The 17,388-nt window shown below is 59.7% G+C and carries 14 protein-coding genes and 1 other annotated feature; of the genes, 6 read left to right on the top strand and 8 right to left on the bottom strand.

From position 1 onward, the window contains the following. Positions 1–8 precede the first annotated feature (8 nt). The 4 genes from glyA to O3W47_RS21720 form a co-directional block, all read right to left on the bottom strand. Positions 9–1,298 carry a serine hydroxymethyltransferase gene (glyA, locus tag O3W47_RS21735; RefSeq protein WP_269314586.1) on the bottom strand — a complete coding sequence of 430 codons (1,290 nt, stop codon included), beginning with the start codon at positions 1,296–1,298 and terminating at the stop codon, positions 9–11. A gap of 389 nt (positions 1,299–1,687) precedes the next feature. After that, positions 1,688–3,019, bottom strand: coding sequence for a L,D-transpeptidase family protein (locus tag O3W47_RS21730; RefSeq protein ID WP_269314585.1), 1,332 nt, complete (start codon positions 3,017–3,019; stop codon positions 1,688–1,690). A 366-nt stretch (positions 3,020–3,385) separates the two neighbouring features. Further along, positions 3,386–3,895, bottom strand: coding sequence for a transcriptional regulator LdtR (gene ldtR, locus O3W47_RS21725; RefSeq protein ID WP_269314873.1), 510 nt, complete (start codon positions 3,893–3,895; stop codon positions 3,386–3,388). A gap of 234 nt (positions 3,896–4,129) precedes the next feature. Then, positions 4,130–4,567, bottom strand: coding sequence for a DUF6163 family protein (locus O3W47_RS21720; protein WP_003496683.1), 438 nt, complete (start codon positions 4,565–4,567; stop codon positions 4,130–4,132). Between the two features lie 174 nt (positions 4,568–4,741). Here O3W47_RS21720 and hemB point away from each other — a divergent pair, with 174 nt between their 5' ends. From hemB to O3W47_RS21695, 5 genes are all read left to right on the top strand, one after another. Next, complete coding sequence (gene hemB, locus O3W47_RS21715; protein WP_269314584.1) at positions 4,742–5,755, top strand: porphobilinogen synthase; 1,014 nt, start codon at positions 4,742–4,744, stop codon at positions 5,753–5,755. 98 nt (positions 5,756–5,853) lie between these two features. Beyond that, a complete protein-coding gene (locus O3W47_RS21710) occupies positions 5,854–6,312 on the top strand; it encodes an RDD family protein (RefSeq protein ID WP_269314583.1) in 459 nt (152 codons plus the stop codon). Between the two features lie 178 nt (positions 6,313–6,490). After that, positions 6,491–7,249 (top strand): arginyltransferase, encoded by a 759-nt coding sequence (locus O3W47_RS21705; protein WP_003520795.1) that lies wholly within the window; start codon positions 6,491–6,493, stop codon positions 7,247–7,249. 99 nt (positions 7,250–7,348) lie between these two features. Then, positions 7,349–7,570: an AbrB/MazE/SpoVT family DNA-binding domain-containing protein gene (locus O3W47_RS21700; RefSeq protein WP_059752528.1), complete on the top strand. Its 222-nt coding sequence runs from the start codon at positions 7,349–7,351 to the stop codon at positions 7,568–7,570. Then, the gene (locus O3W47_RS21695; RefSeq protein WP_059752524.1) at positions 7,567–7,956 is read left to right on the top strand and encodes a type II toxin-antitoxin system death-on-curing family toxin; all 390 of its coding nucleotides are present in this window, start codon (positions 7,567–7,569) and stop codon (positions 7,954–7,956) included. The genes O3W47_RS21700 and O3W47_RS21695 overlap by 4 nt, the downstream gene beginning before the upstream one ends. 66 nt (positions 7,957–8,022) lie before the next feature. Here O3W47_RS21695 and parC read toward each other — a convergent pair whose 3' ends face one another. Further along, positions 8,023–10,275, bottom strand: coding sequence for a DNA topoisomerase IV subunit A (gene parC / locus O3W47_RS21690; RefSeq protein WP_269314582.1), 2,253 nt, complete (start codon positions 10,273–10,275; stop codon positions 8,023–8,025). 229 nt (positions 10,276–10,504) lie between these two features. Here parC and O3W47_RS21685 point away from each other — a divergent pair, with 229 nt between their 5' ends. Then, the gene (locus tag O3W47_RS21685) at positions 10,505–11,695 is read left to right on the top strand and encodes a hypothetical protein (RefSeq protein WP_127757574.1); all 1,191 of its coding nucleotides are present in this window, start codon (positions 10,505–10,507) and stop codon (positions 11,693–11,695) included. Between the two features lie 42 nt (positions 11,696–11,737). Here the strand turns inward: O3W47_RS21685 and O3W47_RS21680 are convergent, their stop codons facing one another. The 3 genes from O3W47_RS21680 to creD form a co-directional block, all read right to left on the bottom strand. Further along, the gene (locus O3W47_RS21680; RefSeq protein WP_127757575.1) at positions 11,738–13,219 is read right to left on the bottom strand and encodes a SulP family inorganic anion transporter; all 1,482 of its coding nucleotides are present in this window, start codon (positions 13,217–13,219) and stop codon (positions 11,738–11,740) included. Between the two features lie 74 nt (positions 13,220–13,293). Beyond that, positions 13,294–13,349: a sequence feature (sul1 is cis-regulatory element that is thought to sense ions involved in sulfur or methionine metabolism; They are found in Alphaproteobacteria), on the bottom strand. 78 nt (positions 13,350–13,427) lie between these two features. Next, positions 13,428–15,533 carry a methyl-accepting chemotaxis protein gene (locus tag O3W47_RS21675; RefSeq protein ID WP_269314581.1) on the bottom strand — a complete coding sequence of 702 codons (2,106 nt, stop codon included), beginning with the start codon at positions 15,531–15,533 and terminating at the stop codon, positions 13,428–13,430. Between the two features lie 311 nt (positions 15,534–15,844). Continuing rightward, positions 15,845–17,290 carry a cell envelope integrity protein CreD gene (gene creD / locus O3W47_RS21670; protein WP_269314580.1) on the bottom strand — a complete coding sequence of 482 codons (1,446 nt, stop codon included), beginning with the start codon at positions 17,288–17,290 and terminating at the stop codon, positions 15,845–15,847. Positions 17,291–17,388 lie beyond the last annotated feature (98 nt).

Raw genomic sequence — 17,388 nt, 5'->3', positions numbered from 1 at the left:
CCTTTCTCTTACATGTACGGATACATGGGGAAACGGTCCGTCAGGCCGACGACCTTTTCACGCACCGCAGCCTCGACGGCGGCGTTGCCCTCATCCGAATTGGCAACCTTCAGACCATCGAGAACCTCGACGATCAGCTTGCCGATTTCGCGGAATTCCGCTTCCTTGAAACCGCGCGTCGTGCCGGCCGGCGTGCCGAGACGGACACCGGAGGTGACGAAGGGCTTTTCCGGATCGAAAGGAATGCCGTTCTTGTTGCAGGTGATGTAGGCGCGGCCAAGTGCGGCTTCCGCGCGCTTGCCGGTGGCGTTCTTCTTGCGAAGATCGACCAGCATCAGGTGGTTATCGGTGCCGCCGGAGACGACATCCAGACCGCCTTCGACCAGCGTTTCGGCCAGCGCCTTGGCGTTCTTGACGACCTGTGCGGCATAGTCCTTGAACTCCGGCTGCAGCGCTTCACCGAAGGCAACGGCCTTCGCGGCGATGACATGCATCAGCGGGCCGCCCTGCAGGCCGGGGAATACCGCCGAGTTGAACTTCTTCGCAAGATCCTCGTCATTGGTAAGGATCATGCCGCCGCGCGGGCCGCGCAGCGATTTGTGCGTGGTGGTGGTGGCGACATGGCAGTGCGGGAACGGCGACGGATGCTGGCCACCCGCGACGAGACCGGCGATGTGGGCCATGTCAACCATCAGATAGGCGCCGACTTCATCGGCGATCTCGCGGAAGCGCTTCCAGTCCCAGACACGCGAATAGGCGGTGCCGCCGGCGAGGATCAGCTTCGGCCGGGTTTCCTTGGCCTTGCGCTCCACCTCGTCCATGTCGAGCAGGTTGTCGCCTTCGCGCACGCCGTAAGACACCACGTTGAACCACTTGCCGGACATGTTGACCGGCGAACCGTGCGTCAGGTGGCCTCCCGAGTTCAGATCGAGGCCCATGAAGGTATCGCCCGGCTGAAGCAGTGCGAGGAACACGGCCTGGTTCATCTGCGAACCGGAATTCGGCTGGACGTTGGCGAAGTTGACGCCGAACAGCTTCTTGGCGCGTTCGATGGCGAGTTCTTCAGCGATGTCGACGAACTGGCAGCCGCCGTAATAACGCTTGCCCGGATAACCTTCCGCATATTTGTTGGTCATGATCGAACCCTGCGCTTCGAGCACGGCGCGGGAAACGATGTTTTCCGAGGCGATCAGTTCGATCTCGTGGCGCTGGCGACCCAGTTCCTTCTCGATCGCGCCGAAAATTTCCGGATCGACATCGGCAAGCGGACGGGAGAAGAAAGCATCTGTGTTCGACATGGTGAAGGCTCCTGAAACAGTAATGCGATGGCGTCTTAGCGCCCTGCCCCGACAAGAGCAATACGGGCAGCGAGATTTGCCCGTCAAACTGCGACGTTGCGACAAAAAACGACAGAGGTTTTTTTAAAGTAGCGGCGAGAGGAGAAAAAGCCGCACGTAGCGGAGAGGATCAGACTTGTGAGGAAAGGCGACAAGCTTTCCTCCCGTCATGCCGGACTGGATCCGGCATCCAGCCACGGCGCGTCTGCGCCGTGAAAGGATCTCTCGCGATCAAGGACTTGATCGCACTGGACCCCGGATCAGGTCCGGGGTGACGGCGTATGAGGGCTACGCCGCACCCGGCGAAGCGCGGCCTTCATTCGCGGTAAGAAACTGACAGCAAAGCCGGATCAGTTGCGCGGCAACAGATCGTCATCCACCGGACCGGCGGGCTGTTCCATGCCGCTCGTGGTGTTGAGCGCCAGTTCGGCATTGCCGTCCTTTTCATAGATGTCGTCGCGGAACTGCACCACGCCGTCCTTCGCCGACCACGCGGTGATGTAGACGAAATAGACCGGGATTTCCTGCGCCAGCTTGATCGGCGTGTTGACGCGGGTGGCGATGACGCGCTCCATTTCCTGACGCGACCAGCCGGGCGTGTCGCGCAGCAGCCAGCTCGTCAGGTCGCGCACGTTCTGCACGCGCACGCAGCCGGAGGATCCGAAACGCATCAGCTTGTTGAACAGGCCCTGCTGCGGCGTGTCGTGCATATATTCGTTGTTCGGATTGTGGAAGTTGATCTTCGTGGACGACATGGCGTTGATCTTGCCGGGGTCCTGGCGGAACATCAGGTTCGGAGCCTTCGGGGCGAACCAGTCGACTGCCGTCGGCGAAACTTCCTGTCCCTTGCCGTCGATGAGGCGGATATTGTTCCGCTCCAGATAGGTCGGGTCCTTTTGCATCAGCGGCACGATGTCCTTTTCGACGATCGAGCGCGGCGCGGTCCAGTAAGGGTTGAGGATGACCTCGTAAATCTTGGAATTGATCACATGGGTCGGGCGGCTGGCGCGGCCGACGACGGCCGTGTTGCGCAGCACGACGCGTTCATTTTCAACGGCTTCGATGGCGGCGGCAGGAATGTTCACCATCAGGTGACGCTGGCCGAGATCGCCCGACATGGACTGGATGCGCACGAGGTTGGTCTGCAGCTGCGCCAGACGAATCTGCGCGGAAACATTGAGCGCCTTCGTGGTGTATTCGCCGCTGACGCCGTCAGCCGGAAGGCCATGACGGGCCTGGAAACGCTTCAGCGCGCCATCGACGTAGCTATCGAAGGCGCTAGAAATGCCGGCTTCGCGCGGCAGGTCGCCGGACACCATCAGTCGCTGGCGTAGCGCCTGTACGGAAGGATCGGAGACGCCGATCTGGAGACGCTGCTGGGACGCGGGCACTTCCGGCCAGCCGCCATTCTGCACGATCTGCTGATATTGCATGATCGCCTGCTGCATGTAGACCGGCGCTTCGCGTCCGAGAACCGGATTGTTGGAAACGACGCCCACGGCCGAACGCGACGTATTGGCGTCGAACTGGTCATCCCAGTTACCGCGGCGCGAAGAGCCCATGAGATCGTTGAGCGCGTTCTGCGCAAAGGCCGGCGCGGCAAGCGCGGCGGCGCCAACGGAAACGGCCGAACGCAGAAGCGCGCGGCGCGATACGGAATCGGAAACGGATTTCTTTGTCATTCTACCTACCAGCCACTCTCTTCGGCATTCTCAACAATGCCTAAATCAATATGATTAACAAACACGTACAACGTGTCTGCCGGCTGGTAATACTCAACACCCACCCATTAGGCGCCATTGTCTGGCAGAACGGTCGGGACTTGCCGCGACAGCAGGAGAAACAGCCGGCTCCTTCACCCTTGCCGGTCCCATATCAATATGGCCGATTCGTGTCACGGGCCTCACCTCACGAAGCTTTGTTCGCCTGAGAAACCGGGCGAAGGCTCGAAGAAGGGCTGGGCTTGACAGGCAAAAACGCCCGGCGCGGAATCCGCAAGCCGGGAGCAAAAACATGCCCCCGGCTTAAACAGTGAAACCGTCGCGCTATTACAGGCGGTAAGCGATCGAGTCGTTCCAGAAGCGATCGAGGCGCTGCAGCAGCTTGTTCATTTCGGAGAACTCGCCGGTGCCGATGCCGCCGACCTTTTCGATCGAGCCAACGTGGCGTTCATAAAGGCGGGCAACCGTTTCGGCGATTTCCTGGCCCTTTTCCGTCAGGCTGATGCGAACCGAGCGGCGGTCGACACGCGAGCGCTGGTGGTTGATGAGACCGAGATCGACCAGCTTCTTGACGTTGTAGGAGACGTTCGAGCCGAGGTAATAACCACGCGAACGAAGCTCGCTGGCCGTCAGTTCGGAATTGCCGATGTTGAACAGCAGCAGGGCCTGAACGGCGTTGACGTCATCACGACCCTGACGGTCGAACTCATCCTTGATGACATCGAGGAGGCGGCGGTGGAGACGTTCCACCAGGTGCAGCGACTCCATGTAGAGCGAGCGGATGGTATCTTCATGTGCATCGGCAACAACGGCCTGGGGCTTAACTTTGCTATTGATCATGACTGCCTCACTGTTTTGTTTGGCGGTGTGTTTGTTTGTCTCCCGCCTTGAGTGAGAACCTAATCAATGCGCATAAAATTCTACTTAAAAGCTACGATTAACAAATGGTTACCTGCATTTTCCCCGGAGGGCCCAACTTGTGGCGAAGCGGGAATGGTCCGGGGTCATCTATTACAAATCAATGACTTAACCAGGAAATGCGGCCCAAAACCAGGCCGAATTGCTTTATTCTTATGGTAAATCAATTCTTGCGCGTTCTTCATTCTGGCGCTGATCCAGCCAGAAAGCGACCAGGAATAGTATATAAATGGTTGCCACGAGGCCATGCATGACGGGCACCAGCGTGTTGGCGCCGAAGATGTGCGGCCACACCTTATACATGGCGATCTGCGCGCCTGCGCCCATGACCCACATGACCGCGCCCCAGGAGGCCCCGAGCCAGAGGCCGAGTGCTGCGACAGGGAAAATAACGGCCAGCGCGCTGCCGGCCACGCGCCAGGGCAGGTTCAGCATATCGAAACGCCCATGGCCCCCAAGCGAATAGCCCGTCAACATCGCCCAATATTGCAGGCCGAACCAGAAACAGGAAACCGCGACCAGCCTCATGAAGACCAGAAAGAGGATTTCCGTAAGCGGGCGTTTCGGCAGAGGTTGAGAATCAGGTTCCATGGCCGGAAGATACGGTCTCGACGAACGGGCGACCAGCCCATATTGAATCCCGCCGCCTGCCTTGTCAAAGCATCATCGTCATCGCAGGACGCCGATGAGGGAAGATTGTCGCATTCGCATGGGCCGCGCTTCATGCTATGCAGCTTTCCAAATTTGATCGAAGGACATTCTTACATGCAGGACAAAACGCATCTGGTCGACGAGATCACCGGCCATCGCCGCATGCGCCGCAATCGCAAGGCGGATTGGACGCGCCGTCTGGTGCAGGAAAGCCGCCTCACCGTCGACGATCTCATCTGGCCGGTCTTCATCGTGCCGGGCAGCAATATTCTCGATCCCATTCCGGCGATGCCAGGCGTCAACCGCATGAGCGTCGACAAACTGGTGGAAGCCGCGAAAGAGGCCGCCGATCTCGGCATCCCGGCAATCGCGACCTTCCCGAACATCGAAATGGAGCTTCGCGACGCGACCGGTTCCAACGCGCTCGAGGCGAATAATCTCATCAATCAGGCAACCATCGCCGTCAAGAAAGCCGTTCCCAATATCGGCATGATCACCGATGTCGCGCTCGATCCCTTCACCAGCCACGGGCATGACGGCATTCTGCGCGGCGACGAGATCGTCAATGACGAGACGGTAGAACAGGTCGTCAAGGCGGCGATCCTTCAGGCGGAAGCCGGATCGGACATTATTTCTCCGTCGGAGATGATGGATGGCCGTATCGGCGCCATCCGTCGCGGTCTCGATGCCGCCGGGCACCAGAATATCGGCATCATGTCCTATGCGACGAAATTCGCTTCCGGCTATTACGGTCCCTATCGCGAGGCCATCTCCACGGCCGGCCTGCTGAAGGGCGACAAGAACAGCTATTACATCAGCCCTGCCAACGGCATGGAGGCAATCCGCGACGCGGCGCTCGACGTGGAGGAAGGTGCGGATATGCTGATGGTCAAGCCCGGCCTGCCCTATCTCGACATCTGCTGGCGACTGAAGGAGAATTTCGGCCTGCCGACCTTCGCCTATCAGGTCTCCGGCGAATATACCCAGATCAAGGCTGCCGCCATGAACGGCTGGATCGACGGCGAGCGCGTGATGATGGAAACGCTTCTCTGTTTCAAGCGTGCCGGTTGCGACGGCGTTCTGACCTATTTCGCCATCGAGGCCGCACGCAAACTCGCAAAGGGCTGAGGCCTCGCACTTATTGTATTCGGTCGTTTTCTTCCCATATTGTCTGCTGACACGGCACTCATGCCGCGCTGTCATACCCTCTCAGGAGAAAACGACCGATGAGCCTCGACCAGAACCCCACTTATGCCGCACCGGATGACTGGCGCGCCTATAGCGGCGTCCTGAGCCGGCGGGTCTTCGCGTTCCTGATCGATTATGCGATCGTTCTCCTGCTGTGCATTCCCGCCGCGGTCATCGTCTTCTTTCTTGGCGTGATTACCCTCGGCCTTGGCTGGTTCCTCTATCCGGCGCTGTTCGTCATCGTTGCCGTGCTTTATTTCGGCATGACGCTCGGCGGCCCCTCGCAGGCGACCCCCGGCATGCGAGCGATGGGGATCGCCATGGCGCGGATGGACGGGCGGCGAATCGATTTCCTGCTGTCGACCGTTCACATCGTGCTTTTCTGGGTCATCAACTCGGTTTTGACGCCGCTGATCCTGCTTGCAGGCCTGTTTACCGAGCGCTCGCGCCTCGTTCACGACTTCCTGCTCGGCACCGTCATCGTCAGAACGCGCTGATATTGCGGAAAGCCACGCAAACGTGGCTTTCAAACCCCGCAAATGCCGCATCTCGCAGTTGACGTTTTCCGGCATTTTGCCATTCTGTGACATTATGCATGTCGCTTGAAGCGCCGCCGCCAACCCCGTGAAATCGCGGCGCGCTTTCATAACAGACGCAGGAGGCGATCACGGTTCGATGAACACGCAGGCGACGCCCTCTCCCCAATTCTATCTTACGGCGCCGGCCACCTGCCCCTATCTGCCGAACCAGATGGAGCGGAAGGTCTTCACCCATCTGGTCGGCCCGCGCGCTTCGGAAATGAACGATCTTCTGACCCAGGGCGGTTTCAGGCGCTCGCAGAACATCGCCTATCGCCCGGCCTGCGAAAACTGCCGCGCCTGCGTCTCCGTGCGCATCCTGACCGAACAGTTCCAGCCGACGAAATCGATGCGGCGCGTTCTTGCCGCCAACAGGGATGTCGTCGCCACCGTTCACGCCGCCGAGCCCTCCACTGAACAATTCGCCCTGTTTCGCCGCTATCTCGACCACCGCCACCAGTCTGGCGGCATGTCCGACATGTCGGCGCTGGACTATGCGATCATGGTGGAAGACACGCATGTGAACACCCGCATCATCGAATATCGCGTGCGCGAGCCCGGCTCCGGCATCGATTCCAGCAAGCGCGGCGAATTGCTGGCCGTGGCGCTCAGCGACGTGATGAGCGATGGCCTGTCGATGGTCTATTCCTTCTTCAATCCCGATCTGGAAAAACGCTCGCTCGGCACCTTCATGATCATCGATCACATCACCCGCACCCGCGCCCTTGGCCTGCCGCATGTCTATCTCGGCTACTGGGTCGATGGTTCGGAAAAGATGGGTTACAAGACCCGCTACCATCCGCAGGAACATCTGACACCGCGCGGGTGGGAAGTTTATACGCCGGAAGAAAAGTAACTCCCGTTTGGAAGTGTCATAACGATAACCTCCGGAAATCGTACATTGTGTACGAATTTCAGCCATGTTATAACGACTGTTATAACAGGAGTTACCACCATGAACATTACGATCCGCAAAATCGGCAATTCCGAAGGCATCATCATTCCGAAGGAAGTTCTGGATCGCATGGGTCTCAAGGCCGGCGACGCGCTGGAACTCAGAGAAACTGCCGGCAATATCGAACTCGTTCCCGAGCATGCGGAACTGAGAGAACAGCTTGAAGCCGCCCGGCGTGGTATGAAAAAATACCATACAGCTCTGAGAGAACTCGCCAAGTGAGCAATATAAAGTGGCTCTCCCGTGTCGCCATCGAAGTTATACATCAAGAGCAATTAGCCGAACACGGTGGCTTGCCGGGTCTCAAGGATGAAAACGCACTCGAGGCAGCTTTGGCGCGTCCATTGCACAAAGCTGCCTATGGAGAAGAGGAACCGCTGAAACTCGCCGCCGCTTATCTTTACGGTATAGCGCGCAACCATCCCTTTTCCGACGGTAACAAACGCACGGCTTTTCTCGCCGCCTACACCTTCCTTTTTATCAACGGACTTGAAGTCGTTGCCGAGCAAGCGGACATCGTGGCTTTTGTTCTTGATGTCGCTGCAGGTGAGATCGATGAGGACGGCGCATACCGTTTTCTCAAAGATCACACTATCCCGCTCCATTGAACAGAAACGCCGCATATCGTTTCGATACGCGGCGTTTCATCGATAACCTGTCAATACCGGACGGCTTTACCCGCCAAATTTCCCGCTGCGCGGAAAGCCCTTCGGCACGGTGCGGCCCGCCGTTGCGCGGTCGGCCAGCCATTCGCGCAGTTCTTCACCCACCTTGTTGAAGAGACGCCCGGCCGTGTCGGACCAGGACAAGCCTTCGGCAAGCGCGAAACATTTAACGTCAACGACGCCACCATCCTTGTAGCGCTGCAGGCGCACGCCCTTGCCGCGCGACATTTCCGGCATCTGCGCTAGCGGGAAGGCCAGGAGCTTGCGGTTCTCGCCGACGACAGCGACATGGTCGCCCGTGACCGGCACGGCGAGCTTGGCTTCATCCGGCATCGAGACATTCATGATCTGCTTGCCCTTGCGGGTATTCGCGACCATTTCGCTCTCGGGTACGATGAAACCGTTGCCGGCCGTGGAGACGAGCAGCAGTTTGCGTGACGGATCATGCACGAAGGCGGTCAGGATGTCCTGATCGTTCTCCATATCGACCATGATGCGGATCGGCTCGCCATGGCCGCGACCGCCCGGCAGCTTGTCGGCGCCGAGCGTATAGGCCTTGCCGCCTGTCGTCAGCAGCAACAGCTTGTCAGTCGTCTGCGCCGGGAAGGCCAGCTTCGGGCCATCGCCTTCCTTGAAGGTGAGCGACGAGGTATCGGACATGTGCCCCTTCAGCGCCCGGATCCAGCCCTTCTGCGAGATGACGATGGTGACCGGTTCCTTCTCGATCATCGCCTGCTGGATGGCCTCGATATCGGCGTCCGGCGCATCCGCGAACTGCGTGCGGCGGCGGCCGATTTCGGTTGCCTTGGCATATTTCTTTTTGACCTCGCCGATTTCCCAGGCGACGGTCTGCCATTGCTTGTCATCGGAAGCGAGCAGCGCCTCGATCTCGGCCTTCTCATTGCTGAGGTCGTCGAACTCCTTACGGATTTCGAATTCCTCGAGCTTGCGCAGGTTGCGCAGCCGCATGTTGAGGATGGCTTCGGCCTGGTTGTCGGTGAGCGACCACTTGGCCATCATCACCTGTTTCGGCTCATCCTCCTCGCGGATGATGCGGATGACCTCATCGAGATTGAGATAGGCGACGAGCAGGCCGCCCAGAATTTCCAGCCTGCGGTCGATGGCCGCCAGACGGTGGCGGGAACGGCGGACCAGCACATCCTTGCGGTGGGCCAGCCACTCGCTCAGCACCTCGTTCAGCGCCATCACCTTCGGCACCTTGCCGAGCGACAGTACGTTCATATTGAGCGGCAGGCGGCTTTCGAGGTCGGACAGGCGGAACAGCGATTCCATCAGCAGCGTCGCATCGACGGTGCGGCTCTTGGGCACCAGCACGATGCGCACGTCTTCGGCCGATTCATCGCGAATATCCTCAAGCAGCGGCAGCTTGCGGGCAATCAGCAACTCGGCGATCTTCTCGATCAGGCGCGATTTCTGCACCTGGAAAGGAATTTCGGTGATGACGATCTGGTAACCGCCGCGGCCGAGATCTTCCGTTTCCCATTTGGCGCGCACGCGGAAACCGCCACGACCGGTCTTGTAGGCATCGAGAATATTCTCGCGGCTTTCGACAATCACGCCGCCGGTCGGAAGGTCGGGGCCGGGAATGAATTCCACCAGCTTTTCCACCGTCGCGTCGGGATGCTTGATGAGGTAAAGCGCCGCGTCGCAAATCTCATGGGCGTTGTGCGGCGGGATCGACGTCGCCATACCCACCGCGATGCCAGAGGCGCCGTTGGCGAGCAGATTGGGGAAAGCGCCCGGCAGGACGACCGGCTCCTCGTCTTCCTCGTTATAGGTGGCGCGGAAATCCACCGCATCCTCGCCGATGCCCTCGAGCAGCAGCGCCGCAACCTCGGTCATGCGCGCTTCGGTGTAACGATAGGCGGCAGCGCCGTCGCCATCGATATTGCCGAAATTGCCCTGCCCGTCGACGATCGGATAACGCTGCGAGAAATCCTGCGCGAGACGCACCAGCGCGTCATAGACGGACTGGTCGCCATGCGGGTGGAATTTACCGATCACGTCACCGACGATACGGGCGCATTTCTTGAAGGCCGAGTTGGGGCGGATGCCCATTTCGCTCATGGCGTGAATGATGCGGCGGTGAACCGGCTTCAGGCCGTCGCGCACATCCGGCAGCGCACGATGCATGATCGTGGACAAGGCGTAAGCGAGGTAGCGCTCTTCAAGCGCCGCCTTCAAATCGACCGGATGAATGTTATCGTCTCCGCCGGACGGAGGTACAAGATTTTTTCCCATGGTGCTTGACTAGCGGAAATGCCGATTCCCGGCAAGAAATTCGGGGGTCGCACCTGTGGATGAAAGCAACCCTTTCATGCGATTTTTTGTTAACCGCGTTGCAAATGCCGCAATGCCGCCGTCATGGGAATCGATCTAAATCCTATAGACCTTTGAATAATCGCGAATATAAGTATCAGCATTCGAATTCGAACACGGTGCACAGCCGTACGTTGAGGGAAGAAACATCATGAGACTGAAATCCACCCGGCAGGTTCTTTTCGCGAGCGCCGCGCTTCTTACGCTTTCCGCGCCGGCCTTCGCGCTGGATGGCGGGGATGTGCTGAAGAAGATCAATGCGGCCTATGCCGCACAGGGCGGCGAGATCGCTGCCGGTTCCGTCGCCGTCAACGGCTCGACGGTGACCCTGAACAGCGTGACCTTCAACGCAGTCGCCGATCCGGCCAAGAAGATCCCGGTCGGTAATGTGACGCTCGAAGGCGTCGAGGAAAACAACGGCGGCTACAAGATCAAGAACGCCCGCTTCGACAATATCGATTACAAACAGGAAAACGTGGAGATCAAGGCAAGCGACATCTACATGTCCGGCCTCGTCATTCCCGCAGACTCCACCACCGGCACCGTCGATGCGCTGATGTTCTACGACGAAGCACATAGCGGCCCGGTTTCCGTTTCCATCGACGGCAAGCCGGCTTTCTCGCTCGAAGAAAGCACCGCAACCATGTCCGTCAGCGACGACAAGGCCTCGATCGGCTTCGAACTCGACGCATCCGGCTTCAAGGCCGATCTCAGCGAAGTGACCGATCCGGGCACGAAGGACGCGATCGAAAAGCTGAAGCTGCAGGCGCTCTCCGGCGACATGACCATGAGCGGCAGCTGGGAAGTGGCCTCCGGTACTATCGATGTTGAAGAATACGCCATCGACCTCGATGATGTCGGCCGCCTGAACATGTCGTTCGGTTTCTCCGGCTACACGCTCGACTTCATCAAGTCGATGCAGGAGACGGTGAAGGCGCAGGCCGCCAATCCGAACAAGGAACAGGCGGATCAGGCGGCAAGCCTTGCCATGCTCGGCCTGATGCAGCAGCTCTCCTTCATCAACGCTGAAATCAGCTTCGAAGACGCCAGCATCACCAAGCGCGCCATCGACTATGCTGCAAGCCAGCAGGGCATGACGGGCGATCAGCTTGCCCAGACCATCAAGGGCATGGCCCCGATCATGATGGCCTCGCTCAACGTGCCGGAACTGCAGAACATGGTGTCGGCGGCCGTCAACGCCTATATCGACAATCCGAAGAACTTCTCGATCACGGCGGAGCCGGAAAAGCCGGTTCCGTTCCCGATGATCATGGGCGCTGCGATGGGCGCGCCGAACACCCTGCCGAAAATGCTCGGCGTCACGGTGACGGCAAACGAATAAAACTAAAAAAGCCCCGGTCATGCCGGGGCTTTTCTTTTGCGCTCAGTGCAGCGGCGCGGCAGCACCATCCTGTTTATCGTGCAGGGCGAAGCGGTCGATCATGTGGGCGCTCGCCTCGTTGACGCCGATCACCTCGACCCGCTTGCCGGCCTTGCGGAATTTCAGGACCACCTTGTCCAGAGCGCCGACCGCGGAAATATCCCACAGATGCGCCTGCGTGACATCGATTGTCACCGCCTCGACCTCCTCGGCGAAATCGAAGGCGGCGATGAAGCTTTCCGTCGAGGCGAAGAAAATCTGGCCATCGACGCGATAAATCCGCTCCCGACCATCGGCCGAAAGCTCCGGCCGGACATGGAAGAGTTTCGACACCTTGCCTGCGAAAAACACACCGGAGAGAAGGACGCCGGCCAGCACGCCCTTTGCGAGATCGTGGGTGGCAAGCACCGTGCCGACCGTGACCAGCATGACGATGCTGGAGGATGGCGGGTTGCGGCGCAGATCGAGAATGGAGCGCCACGAGAAGGTGCCGATGGAGACCATGATCATCACCGCCACCAGCGCGGCCATGGGAATGATGCGCACAAGATCATCCAGCACCAGAATGAGGAAGAGCAGGAACGCGCCCGCGACGAAAGTGGACAAGCGGCCACGACCGCCGGAACTGACATTGATGACGGACTGACCGATCATGGCGCAGCCGCCCATGCCGCCGATGAGGGCAGACGCGATGTTGCTCGTCCCCTGCCCGATGCATTCCCGGCTCTTGTTACTTCCCGTATCCGTCATGTCGTCGACGATCTGCGCCGTCAGCAGCGATTCCAAAAGACCGACGGCGGCGAGCGCGACGGAATAGGGAAAGATGATCTGCAGCGTCTCGAAGGTCAGCGGCACCTGCGGCAGGGCGAATATCGGCAGTGTTGAGGGCAACTCACCGAGATCGCCGACCGTTCGGATATCCATGCCGGAGAAGACGGCGACACAGGTGAGAACGATGATGGCGACCAGCGGCGACGGCACGATTTTGGTGACCAGCGGGAAGAGATAGATGATCGCAAGACCGGCCGCGATCATGACGTAGGTCTCGACCGGCACGCCGATCAGTTCGGGCAATTGCGCCATGAAGATCAGGATCGCCAGCGCATTGACGAAGCCGGTCATGACCGAGCGCGAGACGAAGCGCATCACCCGGCCGAGTTTCACAAGGCCCGCCAGAATTTGCAGCACGCCCATGAGAATGGTGGCGGCGAATAGATATTGCAGCCCGTGTTCCTTGACGAGCGTAACCATCAGGACGGCGGTGGCGGCGGTTGCCGCCGAGATCATGCCGGGTCTGCCGCCGGTGAAGGCGGAAACGCAGGCGATGGCGAAGGAGGCAAACAATCCCACCTTCGGATCGACGCCGGCGATGACGGAAAAGCCGATGGCTTCGGGAATGAGGGCGAGCGCCACGACGATGCCGGAAAGGAGATCGCCGCGAATATTGGAAAACCACTCACGTCTGTAAGTCTGAAATCTGTTCATCTGATTTTTTCGCAAAGAATGACGCACCGGCCGGAGCCATGTCCGGTAGATTGAAATGAAATGTCGGTGCTTTGCGTTGTCTGGCGGATCGGCGGCCAGAAGAGCCACCCGGAATTTCACCGGGTCCGTGGTGAGTAACTCACCTATAAACAGCAAAAAAGCGGGCCGCAAGTTGCGCGCCCGCTTTCGATGTCTGCGATCGTATGCCTCAGGCCGCTTCGCGCCCGCCATACTCCCGCATTTCCGCATCGCCCAGACGGAATTGATGGACCAGTTGCTTGAGACGCGCCGTCTCGCCCGCCAGCATGGCGCTGGCGGCATTGTTTTCCTCGACCATGGCGGCGTTCTGCTGCGTGCCCTGATCGAGATGATTGACCGCGGTGTTGATCTCGGAGAGCCCCAGCGACTGCTCGTTCGTCGCGGCGGCGATGGCTTCGATATGGTCGTTGATCGTCTTCACCGAGCCGCCAATGCGCGACAGGGCCGCGCCGGTTTCCCGCACGAAGCGCGCGCCGTCCTTCACCTCTGTACCGGAGGCATGGATAAGCAGCTTGATTTCGGCGGCGGCCTTCGCGGAGCGTTGCGCCAGCTCCCTGACCTCCTGCGCGACGACGGCGAAACCGCGCCCCGCCTGGCCTGCGCGCGCCGCCTCCACGCCGGCATTGAGCGCAAGAAGGTTGGTCTGGAAGGCAATCTCGTCGATGACGCCGATGATATTGCCGATCCGGCCTGACGATTGCTCGATCTTTTCCATTGCCATGATCGTATCGACAACGAGGTCGGCCGTGCGGTTGGCGTCCTCGTCGGCCGAATGGGCGACCGCACGGGCTTCCACCGCACGCTCCGCCGATATGCGGATATTCGCCGTCAGCTCATCCAGCGCGGCGGCGGTTTCCTCCAGCGAGGCGGCCTGCTGCTCGGTGCGGCGGGCGAGATCGGCGGCACTCTGGCTGATTTCCTGACTGCCGCCATCGATGGCCACGCTCGACTGCACGACGCCGGACATGGCGGCATCGAGCTGGCGGATCGTCCGGTTGAGATCGTGACGCAGGGGTTCGAAATCCGGGGCGAAAGGCTCGTTCAGTTCGAAAGAGAGATCGCCGTCGGCAAGGCGGCGAAGTGCGGCCGCAAGGCCGGTCGTCGCCTGCATCAGCCTTGCCTGCGCTTCGGTTTCCGCCTCGCGCTGGAAACGCGCCTTTTCGGCTTCGGCCTGCTGCCGGGCTGCGAGCGCCTGCGTCTCCAGTTCGATTTTTGCGATGGCCGCCTGCCGGAAAATTTCCAGCGCATGGGCCATGGCGCCGAATTCGTCCCGGCGGCGCAGACCGGGAACGGCGAATTCCGTTTCGCCCTCGGCCAGACGGCGCATCGCTCCGGTAATCGCGGTCGCCGGGCGGGTTATCGAACGGCCGATGAAATAGACCCCGGCGAAAAGGCTTGCGACGGTGAGCGCGATAAGGGCGACGACGATCGAAACCGTTCTATCCGCCGCAGCGCTGTTCTCGAGAGCGCTTGCCTCCCGCTCCTGCCGGTAAATGGTGGAAATCTCTGCGACGACGGGCAGCAGCGCATTATAGGCGGAGGCGACGGTTTCGCGCGCCTTCTCCTCCTCCAGCACGGCCTGAGCATAAAAGCGGAAGGAGGCGGTATATATTTCCAGTGCATCCATGATGCGCTGACGCTCCGCGCCCGGCCGATATTCCAGCTTCACCAGCGCCTTGAAGGTCTCTACCTCGGCGGCATGTTTTGCGACATAGGCCCCATCCCGCCGCAGGATGAAATCCTTTTCGTGCCGGCGCATCATCAGCATGCTGGCGCGGATTTCGGCATTGGCGACGACGTCGATGAGTTTTTCGATGGAATGCACGCCATTGCGCATGGCGCCCTCAAGGCCCTCGGCAGGCGTGAGACCCAGTTCCGCGTTCTTGGCGACCAGCGCCTTCATGCGATCGCCATAGGCAACGACACCCTGCGCGAGCGCCTCGAGTTTCGCACGCGTCTGCGGTGCGGCACCGCTGTCAAGGGAAGCGACGGATTGCTCGACCTTCCCCATCGTCTGGTCGAACTGCGCGACGGAATTCATATCTCTCGACAGCAGGAAATCCTTCTGGTTCAGGCGGCTTTCATGCAGGGCATCCACCAGTGTGGTCAACACGCCGTCCCTCTGGATCAATGCATCTTCAGCGACGCGATAACGCGCCTCCATCTGTCTTTGCCAGAGCAGCATGCCCGCGATGACGGCGATACCGCACAGCGCGGCCAGCGCCAGCATGGACACGCGATGCGCTATTTTGAACGTCGAGACCAGCGAAAACATTCAACCCTCGTTTGTGAAATTTCATGAGGGCGATGAATGATCGACAAGACTTAAGAAGTCCTCTACCGGATTTGTCAGTTCGATTAAGTTTTTATGACAATCCACAGATCAAATGGAAGAGGCTTACGGCACCTGCAAGCAACAGGCCTGCACGAGCAAGATGTCTGCAATAGAAAAGAACGGATAAGAGACGGGAAAGCGGTGCTTTCCCGTCTCACCCCATTTCCCCGTTCTTCACGCCGGATGCCGAGCCGGATAAGGAAAAGCCGGCGTTCTGGCCGTCCGGACGGTCCCTTCGAAGCGAACGGAAACTATGCCATATTGTCCGAGCTATTGCCTGCGCGTGAGGATCCGGTGCCCGACCAGTCCACCTGCCTGGTGGCGTACATGGTTGCTGCAATGGCAATGAAGGAAATCACCGCACCGGCCAGCAGCGCATATTCATCTTCATTCAAAACCAGATACATGACGCCATAGGCGACCGCGAGAACCGTAAACAGCGCTACGCCACTTCTGCGACTATTGGTTGCGCTTCCGAGATAGGAGGCGATCAGCGCCGCCGTCGACATCGATGCCGCGGCATAGGCGATCGTAAAGCCCGTATGCTCGGAAAGTGCAAGCAGCAGAACATAGAATATGACCAGGGCCAGCCCCGTCAGCACGTATTGTATCCAGTGCACGACATTACCGCCCTTGAGTTCGACGATGAAGACGGCGAGGAAAACCAGCGAGATAAAACCGATCGAATATTTCAGCGTCCGCGCGATGATCTGGTAGAACTTGACGGGTTCGACGAGATTGATCGTCATCAGGCTGCCCGACAGCGGCAGGCGCGTACCCTCCACCACGCGATCTATGCCCCTTGCTAGATAGGGAATTGTCCAGCTGGCCTTGAAATCCGTGGCGGTGACAGTCTTTTGCTCGGGCAGGAACAGGCCTTCGAAGCCCGGATGTGGCCAATCGGCGTTTGCTGCAAAACTCGTCGTCTGGCCCGCCGGCGCAACGGCGAAACTGCCCGAACCATTCAGGGAAAAGGCGATGTCGAAGGCGAAGCCCGTTTCGATGAGGTTTTTCTCAATAGGCCTGTGCATACCGGCGTCGGACCGGATCGATATCTCCGGACCGGCGCGGTTGGTCATGACCGAAATATCACGCATGCCGGGGTCAAAAGGCAGAACCGGGCCGCCATCGATCTTGACGCCGGCGCTGGAGCGGATGCCGGTAATATCCTGTATGCTGAGGACGAGAATGGCGTTGTCCAGTCGTGGCGTGCCGGAGAAACGCGCAAGGTCCTGCTGGATGCCGGAACCGAAGCGGCCTTTCAGCGCGATGTTGCCGTTATAGACCGGCAGGCTGTAGATCGACAGTTGCTTCTCCTCCGTCTTCAGGTCGGCCGTGACATCAAGCGTTTCCGGCATCACCAGCACCCACTCGGTGATGCGGTCGACGATGCTGCGACCGTCCACCTCCCGGCGGCGCTCCACATCGAAGGGCACGGCAAGATAGGGACCGTTCACCACCTGATCGCCGCCCCAGCCATTCGCGATCCGTCCGGAAACCTCTTCCGCCCGCGAGGCACGCTCTTCCGTCAGCCCCCAGACCAGCAGGAGCGGCACGAGCAGAACCATCGATATGAAGCCGATCATCAGGAACTTTGCGCCCGGCGAGCGCAGACTGACAGCGAAATTGCCGCGCGGATGGGCTGGAGGAACCTGCCCGCCCGCCGGGGCAGTATCTTTTCCCGTTTCATGTACCATTCTGAAATCCTTCTAAATATGATCGCACCGGAACCGAAAGCGAAGTTCGGCCGGCGCTGTCCCAAGTTTAAAACCCCTGATAGTCTTGCGTCCCCCAA

The organism is Agrobacterium sp. LMR679 (genome assembly GCF_027157905.1).
Lineage (GTDB): Bacteria > Pseudomonadota > Alphaproteobacteria > Rhizobiales > Rhizobiaceae > Agrobacterium > Agrobacterium leguminum.
Note: the sequence above shows the minus strand (reverse complement) of the source record. Positions and strands in the feature narration are given on the sequence as shown.

Bases quoted from the DNA above. Each gene is read 5' to 3' on its own strand.
- O3W47_RS21705 (WP_003520795.1), top strand. From the start codon at position 6,491: ATGAACACGCAGGCGACGCCCTCTCCCCAATTCTATCTTACGGCGCCG.
- O3W47_RS21710 (WP_269314583.1), top strand. From the start codon at position 5,854: ATGAGCCTCGACCAGAACCCCACTTATGCCGCACCGGATGACTGGCGC.
- O3W47_RS21720 (WP_003496683.1), bottom strand. From the start codon at position 4,567: ATGGAACCTGATTCTCAACCTCTGCCGAAACGCCCGCTTACGGAAATC.
- O3W47_RS21730 (WP_269314585.1), bottom strand. From the start codon at position 3,019: ATGACAAAGAAATCCGTTTCCGATTCCGTATCGCGCCGCGCGCTTCTG.
- O3W47_RS21700 (WP_059752528.1), top strand. From the start codon at position 7,349: ATGAACATTACGATCCGCAAAATCGGCAATTCCGAAGGCATCATCATT.
- O3W47_RS21675 (WP_269314581.1), bottom strand. From the start codon at position 15,533: ATGTTTTCGCTGGTCTCGACGTTCAAAATAGCGCATCGCGTGTCCATG.
- parC (WP_269314582.1), bottom strand. From the start codon at position 10,275: ATGGGAAAAAATCTTGTACCTCCGTCCGGCGGAGACGATAACATTCAT.
- O3W47_RS21685 (WP_127757574.1), top strand. From the start codon at position 10,505: ATGAGACTGAAATCCACCCGGCAGGTTCTTTTCGCGAGCGCCGCGCTT.
- hemB (WP_269314584.1), top strand. From the start codon at position 4,742: ATGCAGGACAAAACGCATCTGGTCGACGAGATCACCGGCCATCGCCGC.
- creD (WP_269314580.1), bottom strand. From the start codon at position 17,290: ATGGTACATGAAACGGGAAAAGATACTGCCCCGGCGGGCGGGCAGGTT.
- O3W47_RS21680 (WP_127757575.1), bottom strand. From the start codon at position 13,219: ATGAACAGATTTCAGACTTACAGACGTGAGTGGTTTTCCAATATTCGC.
- glyA (WP_269314586.1), bottom strand. From the start codon at position 1,298: ATGTCGAACACAGATGCTTTCTTCTCCCGTCCGCTTGCCGATGTCGAT.